At 59.7% G+C, this 21,638-nt stretch carries 17 protein-coding genes; all 17 read left to right on the top strand.

Going from position 1 to position 21,638, the window contains the following annotated elements; all coding sequences use genetic code 11:
- Positions 1–14: 14 nt before the first annotated feature.
- The 17 genes from ACN0SY_RS17720 to bamA all read left to right on the top strand — a co-directional run bounded on the left by ACN0SY_RS17720 (position 15) and on the right by bamA (position 21,589).
- The gene (locus ACN0SY_RS17720) at positions 15–740 is read left to right on the top strand and encodes a biotin--[acetyl-CoA-carboxylase] ligase (protein WP_417689521.1); all 726 of its coding nucleotides are present in this window, start codon (positions 15–17) and stop codon (positions 738–740) included.
- 50 nt (positions 741–790) lie between these two features.
- A complete protein-coding gene (locus tag ACN0SY_RS17715; RefSeq protein WP_417689519.1) occupies positions 791–2,458 on the top strand; it encodes a ribonuclease J in 1,668 nt (555 codons plus the stop codon).
- Between the two features lie 57 nt (positions 2,459–2,515).
- Positions 2,516–2,920 (top strand): methylmalonyl-CoA epimerase, encoded by a 405-nt coding sequence (gene mce / locus ACN0SY_RS17710; protein WP_417689517.1) that lies wholly within the window; start codon positions 2,516–2,518, stop codon positions 2,918–2,920.
- Positions 2,921–2,938: 18 nt separating this feature from the next.
- Positions 2,939–3,211, top strand: a complete 273-nt coding sequence (locus ACN0SY_RS17705) for a DUF1467 family protein (RefSeq protein ID WP_417689515.1) — start codon at positions 2,939–2,941, stop codon at positions 3,209–3,211.
- A 609-nt stretch (positions 3,212–3,820) separates the two neighbouring features.
- On the top strand, positions 3,821–5,152 hold the full coding sequence (proS, locus tag ACN0SY_RS17700) for a proline--tRNA ligase (protein ID WP_417689513.1): 1,332 nt from the start codon (positions 3,821–3,823) through the stop codon (positions 5,150–5,152).
- A 61-nt stretch (positions 5,153–5,213) separates the two neighbouring features.
- Positions 5,214–6,524: a lipoprotein-releasing ABC transporter permease subunit gene (locus tag ACN0SY_RS17695; protein WP_417689511.1), complete on the top strand. Its 1,311-nt coding sequence runs from the start codon at positions 5,214–5,216 to the stop codon at positions 6,522–6,524.
- A 20-nt stretch (positions 6,525–6,544) separates the two neighbouring features.
- Complete coding sequence (locus tag ACN0SY_RS17690; RefSeq protein WP_417689509.1) at positions 6,545–7,261, top strand: ABC transporter ATP-binding protein; 717 nt, start codon at positions 6,545–6,547, stop codon at positions 7,259–7,261.
- Between the two features lie 557 nt (positions 7,262–7,818).
- Positions 7,819–11,307, top strand: coding sequence for a DNA polymerase III subunit alpha (gene dnaE, locus ACN0SY_RS17685; protein ID WP_417689507.1), 3,489 nt, complete (start codon positions 7,819–7,821; stop codon positions 11,305–11,307).
- Between the two features lie 248 nt (positions 11,308–11,555).
- On the top strand, positions 11,556–12,332 hold the full coding sequence (gene rpsB, locus ACN0SY_RS17680) for a 30S ribosomal protein S2 (protein ID WP_417689505.1): 777 nt from the start codon (positions 11,556–11,558) through the stop codon (positions 12,330–12,332).
- Positions 12,333–12,474: 142 nt separating this feature from the next.
- The gene (gene tsf / locus ACN0SY_RS17675; RefSeq protein WP_417689503.1) at positions 12,475–13,392 is read left to right on the top strand and encodes a translation elongation factor Ts; all 918 of its coding nucleotides are present in this window, start codon (positions 12,475–12,477) and stop codon (positions 13,390–13,392) included.
- A 68-nt stretch (positions 13,393–13,460) separates the two neighbouring features.
- Positions 13,461–14,180 (top strand): UMP kinase, encoded by a 720-nt coding sequence (gene pyrH / locus ACN0SY_RS17670; RefSeq protein WP_417689501.1) that lies wholly within the window; start codon positions 13,461–13,463, stop codon positions 14,178–14,180.
- Positions 14,181–14,291: 111 nt separating this feature from the next.
- The gene (gene frr, locus ACN0SY_RS17665) at positions 14,292–14,855 is read left to right on the top strand and encodes a ribosome recycling factor (RefSeq protein WP_417689499.1); all 564 of its coding nucleotides are present in this window, start codon (positions 14,292–14,294) and stop codon (positions 14,853–14,855) included.
- A gap of 41 nt (positions 14,856–14,896) precedes the next feature.
- Complete coding sequence (locus ACN0SY_RS17660) at positions 14,897–15,664, top strand: isoprenyl transferase (protein ID WP_417689497.1); 768 nt, start codon at positions 14,897–14,899, stop codon at positions 15,662–15,664.
- Between the two features lie 45 nt (positions 15,665–15,709).
- Positions 15,710–16,522 carry a phosphatidate cytidylyltransferase gene (locus tag ACN0SY_RS17655; RefSeq protein ID WP_417689495.1) on the top strand — a complete coding sequence of 271 codons (813 nt, stop codon included), beginning with the start codon at positions 15,710–15,712 and terminating at the stop codon, positions 16,520–16,522.
- Positions 16,523–16,553: 31 nt separating this feature from the next.
- Entirely contained in the window at positions 16,554–17,768 is a 1,215-nt protein-coding gene (locus ACN0SY_RS17650) for a 1-deoxy-D-xylulose-5-phosphate reductoisomerase (RefSeq protein WP_417689493.1), read from the top strand.
- A gap of 117 nt (positions 17,769–17,885) precedes the next feature.
- Positions 17,886–19,022, top strand: coding sequence for an RIP metalloprotease RseP (rseP, locus tag ACN0SY_RS17645; protein ID WP_417689491.1), 1,137 nt, complete (start codon positions 17,886–17,888; stop codon positions 19,020–19,022).
- Positions 19,023–19,213: 191 nt separating this feature from the next.
- A complete protein-coding gene (bamA, locus tag ACN0SY_RS17640; RefSeq protein WP_417689489.1) occupies positions 19,214–21,589 on the top strand; it encodes an outer membrane protein assembly factor BamA in 2,376 nt (791 codons plus the stop codon).
- The last annotated feature ends 49 nt before the right edge of the window (positions 21,590–21,638 follow it).

The raw sequence follows: 21,638 nt of genomic DNA, 5'->3' as shown, positions 1-21,638 counted from the left end.
CTCTGGCGCCGGGTTTGCGCGTTGAGCGGCATACTAGCGTCGGCTCGACGAATTCGCTCGCCTTCGAAAGGGCCCGTGCCGGCGATCCGGGTCACATCTGGATCGTTGCGGACGAGCAGACCGCTGGGCGGGGGCGCCGTGGCCGTGACTGGTCGTCGCCGGTCGGCAATCTCTTCGCCAGCTACATGATGCTGGCACCCGACCCGCGCGAGCGGATTGGCGAATTGCCACTTGTGGCGGCCGTTGCCCTTGCCGAAGCGATTGACAAATGCGCCGGCACATACCAATTGGCAAAGTTGAAGTGGCCCAACGATCTCTTGGTCGATGGGGCAAAGCTGTCAGGCATCCTGCTTGAAGCGGAGACCATGCCGGACAGCCGCACAGCAGTAGTGCTGGGCCTCGGCGTAAATTGTGTCAGCCATCCTCGTGAAAGCCTTTATCCGTGTACGGATCTTGCCGCGCTCGGTTTCAGTGTCAGTGCTGAAGGGCTATTCTCAGTGCTCGCACGCGAACTCGACAATTGGTTGGGCATTTGGCGCCGGAGTGACGGGTTCAACACGGTGCGCAAGGCATGGCTCGCTCGTGCGGCGCATCTTGGACAGAAAATCACTGTTCGCAACGGTCAACAGGAGCTGACCGGGACTTTTCAGGACCTCGATCCGCGAGGTCATCTCGTTCTTTCACTTGAGAATGGTCGCCGGGAGACTATTTTCGCCGGTGACGTCTTTCTGAAGGGCTAGCAGCCTGAAACGGCTCGTCCTCGCATCCCGAATTGGATCTGGAGTAATTAATGGCATCTGCCAACGATATGGTTTTTCTGCCGCTTGGTGGCGTGGGTGAAATCGGAATGAACCTGGCCCTTTATGGGGTCGGACCTGAAGACAACCGCTCCTGGCTCATGGTCGATTGCGGCGTTTCCTTCGCCGGACCTGAATTGCCGGGGATCGATCTGGTCTTTCCGGATATCAAGTTCCTGGAAGAGGAAGCGGACAACATTGTCGGCATGGTCATCACCCATGCCCATGAAGACCATTACGGCGCTATCGTTCACCTTTGGCCCTATCTGAAAGTGCCGGTCTATGCGACGGCCTTCACAGCCGGTCTTCTGGAAGCAAAGTTCGAGAGCGAGCCGGGTGCCGAGAAGGTGCCGGTGACCATCGTCAAGCAAGGCGATCGCATCGATATCGGTCCGTTCAATGTCGAGTTCGTCACCATGACGCACTCGATCCCGGAACCCTGCGCCCTGGCGATCCGGACCGAAGCCGGTCTTGTGGTCCATTCAGGCGACTGGAAGATCGATCACACGCCGGGCATTGGCGACCCGATCGATCTCGACCGTCTGGCCGAACTCGGACGCGAGGGCGTCATGGCCCTCGTTTGCGACAGCACCAACGCGACGCGGGACGGGGTCAGCCCGAGCGAAGGCGATGTGGCAGCTGAGCTGAAGAAGGTCATGGCGCGGGCCAAGCACCGGATTGCAGTGACGACCTTTGCTTCCAACGTTGCCCGTATTCGTGCCATTGCGGAAGCCGCCGCTGCCTGCGAGCGCGATGTGGTCGTAGTTGGCCGTTCCATGCACCGGGTGATCGAGGTGGCCGGAGAACTCGGCTATCTGGACGGCTTGCCGGCGTTCCATGACGAAGAGGCGTTTGGCTACCTGCCGCGTGAAAAGACCGTGCTGCTATGCACCGGTTCGCAAGGGGAGGCGCGAGCAGCGCTCGCCCGTGTCGCGGCCGGCGATCATCGCAACATTGCCCTTTCCAAGGGCGACATGGTGATCTTTTCCTCGCGCACGATCCCGGGCAACGAAAAGGCCGTCGGCGAGGTCATGAACAACCTCGCCAAGTCCGACGTCGAGATCGTCACCGATTCTCATGCGCTTGTTCACGTTTCCGGCCATCCGCGCCGCGGCGAGCTTGAGCAACTCTACAAATTGCTGACTCCCAAAGTCGTGGTTCCCGTTCACGGCGAACCGTTGCATCTTGCCGCCCATGCGGAGTTCGCCCGCTCGATGAAGGTGCCGGAAGTTGTCCGGGGCAAGAACGGCGACATCATCCGCCTGAACCAGGGCCGTGCGGGCATCATTGATGAAGCACCGTTCGGCATCCTGGTTAAGGACGGGTCGATCCTTGACGATCCGGAAGTGACCGGCGTGAAGGAACGGCGCAAGCTCTCCTATGCCGGGGCGCTGGTGGTGTCTCTGGTCATCAACAAGCAGGGAGAACTGCTGGACGATCCGCAGATGTCGTTGCTCGGGCTTCCGGACACGGACGACGAGGGTGAACCGATGGAGGATATTGTCTCCAAGGCCATCGTCGGTGCCGTGACCAGCATTCCGAAGGCACGGCGCAAGGACAAGGATCTGGTCGGCGAAGCCGCACGCAGGGCCGCCCGTTCGGCGGTGCTGGAGGTATGGGGCAAGAAGACGCTTTGCCAGGTTCTGGTGACGCGGCTATGAGATGATTGTTCGGAAGCGCTCGTAGGCGTTCGCCGAGCCGGTTGGGAGTTTTGAGGAATGATTGGACGCCTGAATCACGTAGCGATCGCAGTCTCGGATATCGAGGCAGCGACTGCCGTTTATCGCGACACGCTTGGGGCTGATGTCTCCGAGAAAGTCGGCCAGCCGGATCATGGCGTCAGCACGGTGTTCATCAATCTCCCGAACACCAAGATCGAACTTCTGGAACCGCTCGGTGAAAACTCGCCGATTGCCAAGTTCCTCGAAAAGAATCCGTCCGGCGGCATCCACCATGTCTGTTACGAGGTCGATGATATCATCGCCGCGCGTGACAAGCTGGTTGCCGACGGCGCAAGGGTTCTGGGGGACGGGGAGCCTAAGATCGGCGCCCATGGCAAGCCGGTTCTGTTCCTGCATCCCAAGGACTTCCTCGGCACGCTCACCGAGCTTGAAGAAGCCTGATAACGACAAGTCGCCAAGATGACCGTAACCTTCTCCATTGCCGTCTATTTCATGATCTGGTGGATCATTCTGTTTGCGATCCTCCCGTTTGGGCGCGTGCGCAGCCAGGAGGAGGCGGGGGCGGTTGTTCCGGGTTCCGAGGCAAGCGCTCCGGAGCGGCCGCGGTTTCTGAGGGTGATCATTTTGACAACCATCGTCGCGACAGCCATTTTCGGGGGCTTCTACCTCTTGCGGACGTCCGGCTTCAGCCTCGACGATATCCCGTTTCTCAAGCCGCCCTCGGCGCGCTAGGTCAGACCGCTTCAGCCGGACGCTGCCGCAGTCATCGTGAAAGTAGAGGCCGCATGAAGCATTCGTTCGGTCTTTGTGTTTTCGGCGGTGATGGGCGTGATGGATGAGGTGCTATAGGCGCGCAGATGGCACATTGGACTGCCATCAACGATTTGCGTAAAAAAAAGCAGGACCGAAGTCCTGCTTTTCTGAAGTTCCGCGTCTAATACCCCTCATGCCTCACCGGTCCCAAAAGGGCCCAGTGGGTCGGCTGCGAACCTGTTAGGGTGCGCCGGAGGGATCTTCCTCCCAAGACTCAGACCGCGATGTCTGTCCGGGTGTAGGTAAGCTTACCCACAGCCCTTTTTCTTATGTTTTGTGACACTAACGGATTGAAATCATCTTGTCACCTATTTGTGCGCATTAGCTTATTTTTTTTGCTTGCGCATCAAAGTGTCAGTCTTCGACCCATTTTCGAATTCCTTTCATTCGCAAGTTTGTGCTTTCAATTCGGCATAAAACAACAGTGTAAAATTCTTCGCGAATTGTTGGGTCAGGACTTGTCTTTGGCTCGTTCATGCGGTTTCACTGCGCAACAATTCGGCAATCGCCTCAATCAAGAGAGTCCCCATGCGCCTGTCCCGCTATTTTCTTCCGATCCTGAAGGAAACGCCCAAGGAAGCGGAAATCGTTTCGCACCGTCTGATGCTGCGCGCCGGCATGATCCGCCAGCAGTCGGCCGGTATCTACTCCTGGCTGCCGCTCGGCCATCGGGTGCTGCGCAAGATCGAGCGCATCGTCGAGGAAGAGCAGGCGCGCGCCGGTGCGATCCAGCTGCTGATGCCGACCCTGCAGTCCGCTGACCTGTGGCGCGAAAGCGGGCGTTACGATGCCTACGGCAAGGAAATGCTGCGCATCACCGACCGTCACGAGCGCGATCTTCTTTACGGCCCGACGAACGAGGAGATGATCACCGACATCTTCCGGTCCTATGTGCGTTCCTACAAGGACCTGCCGCTGAACCTCTATCACATCCAATGGAAGTTCCGGGACGAGGTTCGTCCGCGTTTCGGCGTCATGCGCGGGCGCGAGTTCCTGATGAAGGATGCCTATTCCTTCGACCTCGACCAGGAAAAGGCGGTCGAATCCTATAACCGCATGTTCGTTGCCTACCTGCGCACCTACAAGCGCATGGGTCTGACGGCTATCCCGATGAAGGCCGAAACCGGCCCGATCGGCGGCGACCTGTCCCATGAGTTCATCGTTCTGGCCGACACCGGCGAGAGCGAGGTCTATTGCCATGCGGATTATCTCGCAAAGGCCGTGCCGGGCGAGGATGTCGACTTCAATGGCGACCTGTCCGGTATCGTCAGCGACTGGACATCGCTCTATGCCGCAACCGAGGACGTTGTCGACAAGGCCGAGTTTGAGGCAACCGTTCCGGAAGACAAGCGCATTGTCGCCCGAGGCATTGAGGTCGGGCAGACCTTCTATTTCGGTACGAAGTACTCTGAGCCCATGGGCGCCAAGGTTGCGACTGCGGAAGGAACGGAAGTGCCCGTTCATATGGGGTCTTATGGCGTCGGGGTCTCGCGCCTTCTGGGTGCGATCATCGAGGCGTGTCACGACGATGATGGCATCATCTGGCCGAAGGAAGTGGCCCCGTTCCATGTTGGTCTCGTCAACCTGAAGCCGGGCGACGAGCTGACCGATCCGGTCTGCGAAGATCTCTACGCCCAGCTGGAAAAGGCCGGTGTCGAGGTTCTTTACGACGATACGGATTCGCGTGCGGGCGCCAAGTTCGCGACGATGGACCTGATCGGTCTGCCGTTCCAGGTCGTTGCCGGGCCGCGCGGCCTGAAGGACGGCCTGCTTGAGGTGAAGGACCGGAAAACCGGTGAAAAAGAGATGCTCTCCGCCGAGGCGACCGTCAACAAGCTGATTGCGGCATTGACGGCTTGAGGCGCCTCGCCGATCCTCGCCCTTGAGGATTCGCGGGGGCGCGAAAGGCAGGTGAGTGGTCATGACGTCAGGTACGACGAGACACGAGGTCGATGACAAAGGGGCAGCGTCGGTGAAATCGACGCGTCCCTTTGCGCCGTTCGAGTGGATGATCGCCGGGCGTTATCTTCGCTCGCGGCGCAAGGAGACCTTCATCTCCGTGATTGCCGGCTTTTCCTTTGTGGGCATCATGCTGGGTGTTGCCACCCTGATCATCGTCATGGCCGTGATGAACGGGTTCCGGGCGGAACTGCTCGGCAAGATCCTGGGCATCAACGGCCACATGCTGGTTCAGCCGATCGATACGCCGCTCACGGATCATGCCGATGTCGCGCGCCGGATCGAGGATATCCCGGGTGTCGTTTCCGCGCTTCCCTTTGTCGAGGGGCAGGCGCTGGTGACCGGCCGCTCAAATAGCCTCGGTGGTCTGGTCCGCGGCCTTCAGGAAGCCGATATCCGGCGCCTGCCGCTTGTGGCCAACAACATCCGGCAGGGGACGCTGGACGATTTCGATGTCGGCGGCGGCGTTGCCATCGGCACGCGCATGGCCCAGCAGCTCGGCATCGTCCTGGGCGACAACCTGACCCTGACCACGCCAGGTGGCAGCGTCACGCCCATGGGGATCATGCCGCGTCGCAAGGCCTATCCGGTGACGGCCATATTCGAGATCGGGATGAGTGAGTACGACAGCACGTTCGTCTTCATGCCCTTCGAGGAGGCGCAGGCCTATTTCAACATGGAGAACAAGGCGACCGGGGTCGAGATCTATGTGACCGATCCGGACCTCGTCGGCGGCATGCGTCCCCTGGTCGAAGACGGAGCGGGCCGGCCCGCATTCGTCACCGATTGGCGCCAGAGAAACGTGACCTTCTTCTCCGCGTTGGAGGTCGAGCGGAACGTCATGTTCATTATCCTGACGCTCATCGTTCTCGTTGCCGCGCTCAATATCATTTCCGGCCTGATCATGCTGGTGAAGGACAAGGGCAGGGACATCGCGATCCTGCGCACCATGGGGGCGACCCAGGGGGCGATCATGCGTGTCTTCCTGATCACCGGCGCGAGCATTGGCTTTGTCGGCACTGTTGCCGGCTTTCTGCTCGGGCTGCTGGTGTGCCTCAATATCGAGAGCATCCGGCAGTTTGTTTCCTGGCTGACGGCAACGCAGATCTTCGATCCCACGCTCTATTTCCTGTCACGGCTTCCGGCCGAAATGGACACCGGCGAGACCATGATGATCCTGGCCATGGCGCTGATCCTTTCGCTTATCGCGACGCTATACCCGGCATGGCGTGCCGCGCGCCTCGATCCTGTGGACGCGCTGAGGTACGAGTGATGGGGCGGGAAGGTCAGAGCATGAACATGCATGTCCACGAGGCAGAAGCCGAAACAGCGGCACTTGCCCTCCTCGGCATCACCCGGTCGTTCTCAGAGGGCGAGCGCGAGCTGCACATCCTCAAGGGTGTCGACTTCGCCATTCAGCCCGGCGAAATGGTCGCCCTCGTTGCTCCATCGGGTACCGGCAAGTCGACCTTGCTACATATTGCCGGCCTTCTGGAACATCCCGACAGCGGCGACGTCTTTATCTGCGGCCGCAACTGCGCGCAGCTGTCAGATGACGAACGAACGGCGATCCGCCGTCACGATGTCGGTTTCGTCTACCAGTTCCATCATCTGCTGCCGGAGTTCACGGCACTTGAAAACATCATGATGCCGCAGATGATTGCGGGACTGGGCAAGGTCGAGGCGGCCGAACGGGCTCAACAACTGCTGGAATACATGCGCATGGGCGCCAGGGCGAGCCATCGCCCCTCCGAACTGTCCGGCGGTGAACAGCAGCGCGTTGCCGTCGCAAGGGCCGTTGCCAATGCGCCTCGGGTGCTCCTGCTTGATGAACCGACGGGCAACCTGGACCCCGAAACCGCTCACTATGTCTTCGAGGCGCTGAAGGCCCTGGTGCGTGCGTCCGGCGTGGCGACGCTGTTTGCGACCCACAACATGGAACTGGCCGGCCAGATGGATCGATGCGTGACCCTTCGCGACGGCCATATCGTCGACCTGACGCTAGGCTGAGTGTTTACGTCCGCACCCCAAAGGGGCCGCTGTTCTGATCTGCCTATTCTAAATTATCAATTGAATCAATTGGTTGATGGCTTCTCTACGCATGAATTGCGATGAGAACAAAAAGTGCTTGCAAGGAGAACATAATTAGAACATAGTCTCTCCATGGTGTTGATGACCTTGCGTGTTGGAGGGACAGATGATCCACATGGCTCGTGACTTTGCCGCTTTCGGTTCCATGGTTGCCTTTTGTACGACCCTGTTTGTCTGGGGTGACGTGCTTATGGGGCTGTCGAGCTAAGACAGTCCACTGACGGTCACCGGTGATTGCGTGACTTTCGGTGGCTAGTAGCCTCGCCAGAGCGAGGTGTCGATTTCAAATGACCTTTCTGCTCCCGGCTACAGGGGGCGTGGGTCGAAGAAATCGGTGAACAGCGGTGATGACCTCGCAGACAGCGTCCTCTGCGGGTCGACATGATAGAGCGGACGCGTTTCACTTGGCGGCGATTCTGAAATTCCTGCAGCTGTGGTCATGAACGGCCGATGCTGCGTGTGCCGGGTGTCGTCTCATGTCCAGTGCTTCCGAAAATTTGCAGACCGGGAACGGGCAGTCCGCTGTCGGAGCAGGACCGGGCTTTGTACATCTGCGCGTGCACTCGGCGCTCTCCCTGCTTGAGGGCGCGCTTCCAATTAAGAAGCTGCTGGACCTTGCCAAGGAAGACGACCAGCCGGCCCTGGCGATCACTGACACCGGCAATCTGTTCGGTGCCCAGGAGTTTTCCGCGAAGGCCTGGGGGGCGGGCATCCAGCCCATCATCGGCAGCCAGCTGTCGATCGCGCTTGATGACGGGCAGGGCGACGACCGGCGCGGACCCGACCTGGCCGATGTAATCGTCCTGGCGAGTTCCGAGAAGGGCTACGAGAACCTGATGGATCTCAGCTCGCGGGCGTTTCTCGATACGGAGACCGGGCTGAAGGCCCATGTGCCGTTGGAGTACCTGTTTCAGAAGAGCGACGGCATCATACTGCTGACGGGCAGTGTTGGCGGTCCTGTCGGCAAGGCGCTTCTGACCGGGAACACATCGCTTGCGCGCAAGAGGCTGGAAAAGCTGGCTGCGGCATTTCCGGGCCGGTGTTACGTGGAGTTGCAGCGCCACGGCATGGAGGCCGAACGCAAGACCGAGGATGGCTTCCTGCAACTGGCCTATGAGCTTGGTCTTCCGATCGTAGCCACCAACGAGGCCTTCTTCCCAAAGCGCGAGGACTATGAGGCCCATGACGCGCTGATCTGTATCTCGGAAGGCCGGGTCATCATCGAGGATGATCGCCGTCGCCTGACACCTGAACATTATTTCAAATCGCGCGCGGAAATGGTCGAGCTGTTCTCCGACCTACCCGAGGCTTTGGCCTCAACGGTCGAGATCGCGCAGCGTTGCAGTTATCGCCCCTTGCGTCGCGATCCCATCCTGCCGCGGTTTGCAGGCGCCGATGCGGACCCGGCAGAAGCGGAAAAGGCCGAGGCGGAAGAGCTTGAGCGCCAGTCCCGCGAAGGATTGCAGGCCCGGCTCGATGCCCACGGACTGGCGCCTGGCCTTGAAGAGAAGGACTACTGGGACCGGCTCGACTACGAGCTTGGCATCATCAACCGGATGAAATTCCCGGGCTACTTCCTGATCGTTGCCGACTTCATCAAGTGGGGCAAGGATCATGACATTCCGGTCGGTCCGGGCCGCGGCTCCGGCGCAGGCTCTCTGGTGGCCTGGGCACTCACGATTACCGACCTTGATCCGATGCGCTTCTCGCTTCTGTTCGAGCGCTTCCTCAATCCAGAACGCGTATCGATGCCGGACTTCGATATCGACTTCTGCCAGAGCCGGCGCGAAGAGGTCATTCGTTACGTTCAGGAGAAATACGGCCGCCAGCAGGTTGCCCAGATCATCACCTTCGGATCCCTGCAGGCACGCGCGGTGCTGCGCGATGTCGGCCGTGTCCTGCAGATGCCCTACGGCCAGGTCGACCGGCTGTGCAAGCTGGTTCCGGCGAACCCGGCCAACCCGGTCACCTTGGCACAGGCGATCCAGGATGAACCGCGTCTGCGGGAAGCTGCGCGCGAGGAAGAGATCGTCGACAAGCTTCTGACCATCGCCCAGAAGCTCGAGGGTCTTTACCGTCATGCCTCGACCCACGCCGCTGGTGTGGTGATCGGAGACCGGCCGCTTGAGCAGCTGGTGCCGCTTTACCGCGACCCGCGCTCGGACATGCCTGTCGCCCAGTTCAACATGAAGATGGTCGAGGACGCAGGGCTGGTGAAGTTCGACTTCCTCGGCCTGAAGACGCTGACAGTCATCGACACGGCGGTGAAGCTGATCGAGCGGCGCGGCATCAAGGTCGACGTGGCAGCGCTTCCGATCGACGACGAGCCGACCTACAGGCTTTTGGCCAAGGGCGAGACCTTCGGCGTGTTCCAGCTGGAAAGCCAGGGCATGCGCCGGGCGATCGCCGGCATGCGGCCTGACCGGTTCGAGGACATCATCGCGCTTGTGGCTCTCTACCGTCCGGGGCCTATGGAGAACATCCCGGTCTACAACGCCGTCAAGCACGGTGAGCAGGAGCCGGACTGTCTGCATCCGTTGCTGGAACCGATCCTGATGGAGACGAATGGGATCATCGTCTACCAGGAGCAGGTGATGCAGATCGCGCAGGTGCTGTCAGGCTACTCGCTCGGCGAAGCTGACCTTCTGCGACGGGCCATGGGCAAGAAGATCGCGGCGGAGATGGAAATCCAGCGTGCCCGCTTCGTTGACGGCGCCGTGGAACGCGGCATCGACAAGGGGCAGGCGGGGACGATCTTCGATCTCGTGGCGAAGTTCGCAAACTACGGCTTCAACAAGTCGCACGCGGCCGCTTACGCGCTCGTCTCCTATCATACGGCATGGCTGAAGGCGAACCACCCGGTCGAGTTCATGGCCGCCTCCATGACGCTTGATCTGGGCAACACGGACAAGCTCGGTGACTTCCGGCAGGAAGCACGCCGCATGGGCATCGAGATCGTGCCACCCTCGATCAACCGTTCGATGGTCTATTTCGACGTCCAGGACGGCAAGATTATCTATGCCATGGGCGCCATCAAGGGTGTGGGGGAGCAGGCTGTCGAGCACATTGTCGAGGCCCGCGGCGACAAGCCGTTCAAGAGCCTTGGCGACTTTGCGCGCCGGATCTCGCCGAGGCAGCTCAACAAGAGAACTCTGGAAAACCTGATCGCGGCAGGCGCCTTCGATGAACTGGAGCCGAACCGGGCCCGCATTGTCGAGGGACTCGACCGGCTCATGGGCCTTGCACAGCGCACCGAGGAGGACAAGGTCCTCGGCCAGAACGACATGTTTGGCGGCAGTGACAGCGAGGAGCCGCTGGTTCTGCCGGACGTCCATGGCTGGACGGGAGAGGAGCGGCTGCAACGCGAGCATTCGGCGATCGGTTTCTATCTTTCAGCACACCCGCTCGACGAATACGGCGAGCTTCTGGAGAAGATGCGTGTCCAGCCCTGGTCGAAATTCGCGGAAGCGGTGAAAAAGGGGGCTTCGGCCGGACGACTTGCCGGAACGGTTCTGTCGAAGCAGGAGCGCAAGACCAAGACGGGGAACAAGATGGGCATCGTCCGCTTCTCCGATTCGACCGGCCAATTCGAGGGCCTGTTGTTCAAGGAAAAGCTCGAGCAGTTCCGGGATGTGCTGGAACCGGGCCGGTCCATGGTCATTTTGGTCGGAGCCGACATGCGCGACGACGAACCATCGATCCGCATTGAACAGGTGGACCCGATCGAGAAGGTCGCTGCCCGGGTGCAGAAGAGCATGCGGGTGTTCCTGCGCGACGACCGGCCGATTCCCTCCCTTGCCAAGCATTTGAACCAGCGGGGCGAGGGCGACGTGACGGTGGTCGTGATGCTGGAAAACGGTGCGCGCGAGGTCGAGGTGAAGCTGCCGGGCCGGTTCAAGCTTTCACCGGAAATCGCCGGCGCCCTGAAGGCGGTCCCGGGTGTCACCGACGTCCAGATCGCGTGAGCCATTTCAGCCTGTTCCGCCGGCTTCTTGGCCGCCCTGACCATTGAAGCCGCACCACGGGCTGCTTTTGCCGAGAAAACCCCGGGCCGGGTCTTGAATTCGGGAATTGCTCCGCATATAAGGCGCCCATTCCACACGCAAGGGGCGGAAGCTGAGCTGATCATGTCTTCCATCCGGTGACGGCCGGGATTGCCGACCGTCCAAACCCTCTTGCGGAGGTACAACCGGAAAACCAGGAGACAAGAGCAATGGCTCTTCCCGATATCAACATGCGCCAGCTGCTGGAAGCAGGCGTTCACTTCGGTCACCAGAAGCACCGCTGGAACCCGCGCATGGGCCAGTACATCTTCGGCGTTCGCAACGATGTCCACATCATCGATCTGGCGCAGACCGTTCCGCTTTTCCATCAGGCGCTCAAGGCTGTCAGCGACACCGTCGCCGGCGGTGGCCGCGTCCTGATCGTGGGCACCAAGCGTCAGGCGCAGGAAGCTGTTGCTTCTGCAGCCCGCAACTCTGCCCAGTACTTCGTCAATGCTCGCTGGCTCGGCGGCATGCTGACCAACTGGAAGACCATCTCCCAGTCCATTCAGCGCCTGCGCAAGCTGGAAGAGACCCTGAACTCCGACGCAGCAAACGCTCTGACCAAGAAAGAGCGTCTGTTCATGGACCGCGAGCGTGAAAAGCTCGAGCGGAACCTCGGCGGTATCAAGGACATGGGTGGCATTCCGGACCTGATCTTCGTGATCGACACCAACCGTGAAGCCATTGCCATCCAGGAAGCTCGCCGTCTGGGCATCCCGGTTGCTGCGATCCTGGACTCCAACTCCAGCCCGGAAGGCATCACCTACCCGGTTCCGGGTAACGATGACGCCGGCCGCGCGATCTCGCTCTACTGCGACCTGATCGCACGTGCTGCCATCGACGGCATTTCCCGTGCCCAGGGCGCATCCGGCATGGATGTCGGCGCTTCCGAAGAGGCTCCGGTGGAAGAAGCACTCGCTGAAGAAGCGGCTGCTGAAGCCTAAAGTATTGCGCCTTCTGCCGGTTTTCGGCAGAGGGCGGCTTTTAATTGCGAATTTGCGCTTAATCTTTGCGCTTTCGTCATAATGGTACGGTGGCCGTCGGCTAAACCGTATGGATCTTAAACCCCCATCCACGAGGCAATCGATGAGCATTACCGCTGCGATGGTAAAAGAGCTCCGCGAGAAATCCGGCGCTGGCATGATGGACTGCAAGACCGCCCTGACTGAGTCGGGTGGCGACATGGAAGCCGCTGTTGACTGGCTGCGCACCAAGGGCCTGGCAAAGGCTGCCAAGAAGGCTGGCCGCGTTGCTGCCGAAGGTCTGGTTGGCGTTGCTTCCAACGGCACCAAGGCTGCCGTTGTCGAGCTGAACTCCGAAACCGACTTCGTTGCGCGCAACGAAGGCTTCCAGGAACTGGTCGGCAAGGTCGCAAAGATCGCTGCTGAAACCGACGGTTCGCTTGAAGCTGTTTCTGCTGCCGATCTCGGCGGCAAGCCGGTTTCCGAGGCAATCACTGACGCGATCGCAACGATCGGCGAAAACATGACACTTCGCCGTACCGCCGTTCTGGAAGTCTCCAGCGGCGCAGTTGCTTCCTATGTCCATGGTGCTGTCACCGATGGCCTTGGCAAGATCGGCGTTCTGGTCGCGCTGGAATCTTCCGGCGATGCAGACAAGCTCAACGCACTTGGCCGTCAGATCGCCATGCACGTTGCTGCAACCAGCCCGCTGGCTCTGAACACCGAAGAGCTGGACCCGACTGTTGTCGAGCGTGAGCGCAACGTCTTCATCGAGCAGGCCCGCGAATCCGGCAAGCCGGACAACATCATCGAAAAGATGGTCGAAGGCCGTATCCGCAAGTTCTACGAGGAAGTAACCCTCGTAAAGCAGGCTTTCGTGATCAATCCGGACCTCACCGTCGAGAAGGCGGTCGAGGAACTGGCCAAGGAACTCGGTACCGACGTCAAGCTCACCGGTTTCGTTCGCTTCGCCCTTGGCGAGGGGATCGAGAAGGAAGAGACGGACTTCGCGGCCGAAGTGGCAGCGGCCGCTGGAAACTAAGCTTCTTGAAAGGCGCCGGTAAAACCGGCGCCTTTTTTGTAGAAGGACCAAAAACAAGAGGCCACACAATGACCAAGCCCCTCCGTTGGAAGCGCGTGCTGCTGAAACTTTCCGGCGAAGCCCTGATGGGCTCCCAGGCTTTCGGGATCGATCCCGCGATCGTGGAACGTATTGCCAAGGAAATCGCCGATGCCGTTGCGCTAGGGGCTCAGGTAGGTGTGGTTGTCGGCGGCGGGAACATCTTCCGCGGCGTTGCTGTTGCGGCCAAGGGCGGCAACCGGGTTACCGGTGACCACATGGGCATGCTGGCGACGATCATGAACTCGCTGACCATTGCAGACGCCCTGCGCCGTCTGAAGGTTCAGGCCCGTGTCCTGTCTGCGGTTTCGGTTCCCTCCATCTGCGAAACCTTCAGCCAGCGCGTCGCCGAGCGTTACATGGAAGACGGTGACGTCATCGTCTTTGCGGGCGGTACCGGCAACCCGTTCTTCACCACCGACTCTGGTGCTGCCCTGCGCGCGGCCGAAATGCGTTGCGACGCCTTCCTAAAGGGTACCCAAGTTGACGGCGTCTACTCGGACGATCCCAAGACCAATCCGGATGCAGAGCGCTACGAGACCCTTGGCTACGAGGAAGTCATCAAGCGCAATCTGAAGGTGATGGACACGACGGCAATTGCCCTTGCGCGCGACAACTCCATTCCGGTGATCGTCTTCTCGATCCATTCTCCCGGTGCTCTGGTCAGCGTTCTTCAGGAAACTGGCCGTTACACGGTTGTGGGCGACTGACAGATCTGCCAATAAGGACCGCCTGCACACTTGAGTTTCGGCGCGAGTGTGCGATCTTGGCGGCGGCTGTTCGATATTAAGCCAACAAAACAAGAATTCAGCGAGGAAGTTATGCCTGTAGAAGGTTTGGACCTGGATGATCTGAAGCGCCGCATGCAGGGTGCATTGTCGGTACTGAAAACCGATTTCTCCGGGTTGCGGACCGGCCGGGCGTCCTCGAGCATGCTGGATGCGATCACCGTCGATGCCTATGGCCAGCAGATGCCGGTCAATCAGGTCGCGACCGTCAGCGTGCCCGAACCGCGCATGGTTGCCGTTCAGGTCTGGGACCGCGGCATGGTCTCGGCCGTCGAAAAGGCAATCCGGGAGTCCAACCTCGGCCTCAACCCTGTCGTCGACGGCCAGCTTCTGCGCCTTCCGATTCCTGAACTCAATCAGGAACGTCGTCAGGAGCTGATCAAGGTCGCCCACAAATATGCAGAGCAGGCCAAGGTGGCGATCCGTCACGTCCGCCGTGACGGCATGGACACGGCAAAGAAGCTCGAAAAAGACGGTGACATCAGCCAGGACGACAGCCGTGTTGCGTCCGACGAGGTCCAGAAGCTCACCGACAGCATGATCGCAGAAGTCGATGTGATGCTGGAGAAGAAACAGCAGGAAATTTCCCAGGTCTGATTTTCAGTCCGACGCAATCCTGACCAAGCTTGGGGAAATCGATGATTGCAAAGCCCGACGTTGTGACGGAGCCCGGCCAGAAGGCGACCTGCCTTCCGGGAGGTCTTCGGCACGTCGGGGTGATCATGGACGGAAATGGCCGGTGGGCGCAGGCCAGGGGCCTTTCCCGCACCGAGGGTCACCGGCATGGTCTCGATTCTCTCCGTCGGATGATCCGTCACTCGGTTGCCATCGGGCTCCGTTTCGTGACCGTCTACAGCTTCTCGTCCGAGAACTGGAACCGCCCGGAGACGGAAGTCAGCTTCCTGATGGCCTTGTTGCGGCGCTTCGTTCAGCGTGATCTTTCCGAAATCCATCAGGCCAATGTGAAAATCAGGGTCATAGGTGACCGCGAAACGCTCGAGCCGGGCATCCGGCAGCTTCTGGTCGACGCTGAAGAGCTTACGCGCGACAACACCGGCATGACTCTCGTCGTGGCGTTCAACTACGGTTCGCGGGACGAAATCACCCGTGCTGTGAGAACGCTGGCGAAAAAGGTTGAGGCCGGGCAGATCAATCCGGTGGATATCACCGGCGACATGATCGGGGAGGAACTGGACACGGCCGGTATCCCGGACCCGGATCTGATTATTCGGACCAGCGGTGAAATGAGGCTTTCGAATTTTCTCATGTGGCAGGCCGCCTATTCAGAATTCTATTTCTGCCAATGCCACTGGCCTGATTTCGACGAGGTGGAATTCGACAGGGCGCTTGCCGACTATGCCGGACGCGAGCGCCGGTTCGGCGGGCTCAAGGCCAAAGCTCTCTAGATGGCAGACCGGGGGGACATCGCCAGAAAAGGTCAGTCGTCGAAAATGTCTGATCTGAAGCTTCGGTTGATTTCAGCTGCAATTCTGGGGCCGGCGGTTCTTGCCATTGCCTATTTCGGAGGCGTTGCGTTTCTAGGCTTGATTCTGGTTGCCGCGATCCTGTTTCAGCACGAATGGTTTTCGATCACGGGCACCGCAGACAAGACAGTCTCCGCCGTAGCGGGCTACGTACTTCTGGTCGCCGCCGGTATCTCCTATCACCTGGGACAGCCTGAAATCGCGCTTGCGCTGGTTTCTGCAGGAGTGGGTGCAGTCTACTTGCTCGGGAAAATGACAAAGCCGGCTCGCTGGGGTGCAGAAGGAATGCTCTACTCGGGCCTTGCCATGCTTTCCCTGCTTGCCGCGCGCGGCGGAAGCTCGGGCGTTGTCTTCATCTTCTATCTGCTGATCGTCGTGTGGGCGACCGACATCTTCGCCTATTTCGTCGGCCGTGCTTTCGGGGGTCCAAAGCTTTGGCCGAAGGTTTCTCCGAACAAGACCTGGTCTGGAGCGCTCGGTGGCCTGTGTTTCGCCGTCGTGCTCGGGACCGGGTTTGTCGCCTTCGCCGGCATGACACAATTGGTCCAATGGGGCGCACTTGCGGCGTTTCTATCTATCATCTCGCAAGCTGGCGATTTGCTGGAATCGGCGATCAAAAGGCGCTTCGACGTCAAGGATTCGAGCAATCTCATTCCGGGGCATGGGGGTATCATGGATCGCATCGACGGGCTCGTCGCTGCCGCGATCGGCGCGGCTCTGCTCGGCGTTGTGCTGGGCGGATCGCTCATCGACCCTATTTCCGGACTAGGCCTCGGCTGATCTTCACAGCCGGGCAAGGATGAAGCCTTTCATGGACACTCAGGTAGAGCCGACTGCAGCCGGCCACGAGTATGACTTGCCGCCCATGCGTTTGACAGTGCTTGGTGCCACCGGCTCTGTCGGTCAGAGCGCAATCGACATCGTGCTTCGCAACCCGGGGCGCTTCGATGTCGTTGCGGTTGTGGCCAATTCCAATGCGGAAGAACTGGCAATTCTGGCTCGCAAGACGAGTGCGAAGCTGGCTGTTGTCGCTCGTGAGGAGTGTCTGGGCCAATTGAGGGATGCGCTCGCTGGGTCGGGTATCGAGGCGGCAGCCGGTGAAGCTGCCGTCCTGGACGCGGCGGCAAGGCCGACGGACATGGTGATCGGGGCCATCGTAGGTGCCGCTGGTCTGAAGCCGACACTTGCCGCGGTTGCCCAGGGAAACAGTGTCGCCCTGGCAAACAAGGAGTGCCTTGTTTCTGCTGGAGCATTGTTCATGGCCGAGGTTCGGCGTAGCGGAACGACGCTTCTTCCGGTCGACAGCGAACACAGCGCGATCTTCCAGGTTTTCGAGAATGGCAATGCCGAGCAGATCGAAAAGATCATCCTGACCGCTTCCGGTGGGCCGTTCCGCACGATGCCGCTCGATGCAATGCACAAGGTCACCCCTGCGCAGGCTCTCAAACACCCGAACTGGGACATGGGAAGCCGGATTACCATCGACAGTGCGACGATGATGAACAAGGGCTTCGAGGTCATCGAGGCGTTTCACCTGTTCCAGATTGGTCAGGATCAGCTCGAGGTACTGGTGCATCCGCAGTCCGCGGTTCATGGGCTCGTGCAGTATCGCGATGGCTCGCTGCTCGCCCAACTCGGTTCGCCTGACATGCGTACGCCGATTGCCCATTGTCTCGCCTGGCCCAAACGCATGAGCGTTCCGGTCGAGCGGCTGGACCTTGCAAAGATCGGCAGCCTCACGTTCGAGGCTCCGGATCAGGTCAGGTTCCCGGCATTGCGATTGGCGCTTGAGGCCATGAAACGCGGCGGCGGGGCGACGACCATTCTGAATGCCGCCGATGAGGTCGCGGTCGCCGCCTTCCTTGCAGGACAGATCGGTTTCATGGACATACCCGCCGTCGTAGAGAGCTGTCTTGAAGCGCTGGATGCCCGTCACGGCGGCAGAGAACTGATGGACGTCGATGATGTCCTTGCGGTCGACGCCGAGGCGCGCAAAACCTGTGGTCAATGGATCGCGGGCAGGTAATGCGGGGAGGGCAGGCTGAATGGAATTCAAAAAAGCGTTTGACCTTTAACCTGCCTTAATTGCCTAGGCTTATATGGTTCTCAAACTGCAGTCAGACCCTTCGAACGGGACCCGGTTATGGATCTTCTAATTTCCGCTTACGATCTTCTCATCGGCTATATCGTGCCGTTCCTGTTCGTTCTGACCATAGTGGTGTTCTTTCACGAACTTGGGCACTTCCTTGTCGCGCGCTGGTGCGGGGTGAAGGTTGATGCCTTTTCCGTCGGATTCGGCCGCGAGATCTTTGGCCGGACGGACTCCAAGGGCACGCGCTGGAAACTGTCTCTGGTGCCGCTGGGCGGCTATGTGAAGTTTGCCGGCGACGAGAATTCAGCCAGCGTTCCCGACCGCGAGCGCATTGCGTCGATGAGCGCTGCGGAGAGGGAAACGGCATTCATCGCCAAGCCGGTATGGCAGCGTGCAGCTGTCGTGGCGGCCGGGCCGTTTGCGAATTTCGTCCTCGCAGTTGTCATTTTCTCGATGATTTTCATGGCGTTCGGCAAAATCGTGACGCTGCCCGTGGTCGAGGACGTCCGCCCTGGAAGTGCTGCCGAGATTGGTGGTCTTCTTCCCGGCGACCGCATCCTGTCCGTGGATGGGGAGGAGATTGGAACTTTCGCCGATCTTCAGCGGGTTGTTTCCGTGAGTGCCGACGTGCCGCTCGTCCTCGATGTCGAGCGCAGCAACACCGTCGTGACGTTGACGGTGACGCCGGAATACAAGGAGTTGAAGGACCGCTTCGGCAATGTGCAGAGGATCGGTCTTCTTGGTGTATCCCAAAGTCCGAAACCCGAAGACCTGATTCAGGTGACCTATGGCCCGCTCGAGGCGGTTGCCGAGGGCTCGAAGGAGACGGTCTATATCGCTGTTCGTACCCTGGACTACCTGTGGGGCGTCGTTTCGGGCAGAGAGGCTGCCGATCAGCTCGGGGGACCGATCCGCGTGGCACAGGTCTCGGGGCAGGTTGCAACGCAGGGCATCATTCCTCTGCTGAGCCTCGCTGCTGTCCTTTCGATTTCGATCGGGCTGTTGAACCTGATGCCGATTCCGATGCTGGATGGCGGACATCTGGTGTTCTACTTCGCCGAGGCTGTTCGCGGAAAACCGCTGAGCGAGCGGGTTCAGGACTTCGGTTTCCGCATCGGGATCGGCATCGTTCTATTGCTGATGGTTTTCGCGACATGGAACGATGTGCTTCATCTGACAAGGCTTTGAGCGAAGAGACGATGTCTCCACCTTCCGTAGTGGCATCGTCGCAACGCATTCAAATGAAATCCGTTTCGGGTCACGCATGTGGTTGCCAATTTGGCAAAAGCCTGTAAAACGATTTCAGTTGCTGAGAATCTGGGGTTATCCCTGCGCCTCGGCGCATGGGGATTTTAAAAAGACAAAGGCATAGCGCACTTATGCAGCGATTGCAGAAACTCACTCGCGCCGCCATTCTTGCGGCAGCCGTTTTTTCGACGGGCGCGATCCTTCCAAACGCATTTGGTCCACTCTCCGTCGGTGCCGCCGAGGCAGCTGTTGCACGTAGTATCGTCGTGCGCGGAAACACGCGTATCGAGGAAGAGACAGTTCTCAGCTACATGACCATTCAGCCGGGGCGTTCCTACAACGCCTCCGACGTTGACGAGTCACTGAAGGCGCTGTTTGCCACCGGTCTTTTTGCCGACGTCAAAATCAGCCCGCAGGGCGGAACGGTCGTCGTTACGGTCTCCGAGAACCCGATCATCAACCGTGTTTCCTTCGAGGGGAACAAGAAGGTCAAGGATGACGCGCTGAAGACGGCTGTCCGCTCCACCGAGCGCACGATGCTGACCCGCGCGAAGGTCCAGACCGACGTTCAGAACATCCTCGAGGCGTATCGTCGCTCCGGCCGCTATGGCGCTGCCGTCGAGCCGAAGATCATCGACCGGGGCAGCAATCGCGTCGATCTCGTCTTTGAAATCGACGAAGGTGCCAAGACCGGCGTCGAGCGCATCACCTTCATCGGCAATCAGGCTTTTTCCGATAACCGTCTTCAGGACGTGATCCGTACCCGTGAGAGCGGCCTGCTCAGCTGGCTGCGCAGCACGGATACCTATGATCCGGACCGTCTTGCTGCCGACCAGGAACTGCTGCGTCAGTACTACTTCAAGAAGGGCTACGCTGACTTCCGCATCGTATCGGCTTCCGCTGACCTCGATCGCGAGCAGAACGTCTTCCATGTCACGTTCACCGTGGATGAGGGCGATCAGTACAAGATCAGCGATGTCGAGGTGGTTTCGTCTCTTGCAGAAGTCGACGCTGAATCGCTGCGCTCCGAAGTTCGTACCAAGTCGGGCCAGACCTTCAATTCCCTGAGGGTAGAGCAGAGCGTTGAAGACATTACGGTGAAGGTCGCCGAAAGTGGCTATGCGTTCGCACAGGTTCGTCCGCGCGGTTCGCGTGACTACGAAAACAAGACCATCTCTCTGACCTACTACATCGAGGAAGGTCCGCGCGCCTACGTTGAGCGCATCAATATCATCGGTAACGACCGCACCCGCGAATATGTCATTCGCCGTGAGTTCGACCTGGCCGAAGGTGATGCGTTCAACCGTGCACTGGTCGACAAGGCCGAGCGCCGCCTGCGCAATCTCGGGTTCTTCGAGCGTGTGAACGTCACCACCGCTCAGGGCTCTGCTCCCGACCGCGTCGTGATCAACGTTCAGCTCGAGGAAAAGCCGACTGGTGAGGTCTCGTTCGGTATCGGTTACTCGACGACCGACGGCGTCATCGGTGATATTTCGGTCACCGAGAAGAACTTCCTCGGCCGTGGCCAGTACGTGAAGCTGGGTGTCGGTGGCGGTACCGATACGCAGACCTACGAGTTCGCCTTCATCGAGCCGTTCTTCCTTGGTCGCCGTATCGCTCTGGATCTGGATGTCTACAAGCGTGTCACTGATGCGAACGATTATCGTTCCTATGACGAAGACAAGATCGGTGGTGGCTTCGGCTTCTCTCTGCCTCTTCGCGAGGAAGAGCTGACACTGCGCCTGTACTATCAGATCTTCCAGCAGAAGATCTCCGATCCGGACAACCTTGCAACGGGCCTGAGCAACTGTTCTTCCAACTCGTCTCTGTCGCCTGCGATCTGTGACTCCCTGGGGACCTACCTGACGTCTCTTGCCGGTTACACGCTGGTGCACAACACGCTGAACAACAACCTGAACCCGAGCGATGGCTTCTATGCTTCCTTCGGTCAGGAGTTTGCCGGCATCGGTGGTGACTCCTACTACATCAAGACCACTGCCGAAGCGCGTGCGTACAAGGAGATCGTTCCGGATTTCGGCGTCGTCGGCAAGGCGAGCGTCAAGGGTGGCCACATCACGTCCTTCGGTGACGAGCGTCTTCGGGTATCCGAGCAGTTCATGGTTGGCGGCAACATCATCCGCGGCTTTGAAAACCAGGGTATCGGTCCGCGTGACCGGAACACGGGTGATGCCATCGGCGGCACCATGTATGTTGCGGCAACCGTCGAAACCACGTTCCCGTTCCCTGCCGTTCCCAAGGAATTCGGTCTGAGCGGAGCGCTCTTTGCGGACGCGGGTTCGGTCTGGGATGCTGACAGTGACCTCATCAAGGTAGTTGGCTCGAACAGCGTGATCTCCAATGAGTTCGACCTGCGCGCATCGGTTGGCGCCGGCGTTCGCTGGGACTCGCCATTCGGTCCGCTGCGTGCCGACTTCGCCTGGCCGCTCTTGAAGGATGATGCGGATAAGACCCAGGTCTTCCGCCTGAGCGGTGGTACCCGCTTCTAACGACAGCCGATATGTGAGATAAGACGGCCGCCGCTAATTTGGCGGCCGT

The sequence above is a fragment of the Roseibium sp. genome (genome assembly GCF_048261595.1).
Lineage (GTDB): Bacteria > Pseudomonadota > Alphaproteobacteria > Rhizobiales > Stappiaceae > Roseibium.
The sequence above is the reverse complement of the archived record's forward strand: the minus strand, read 5'-3'. Positions and strand labels throughout refer to the sequence as shown.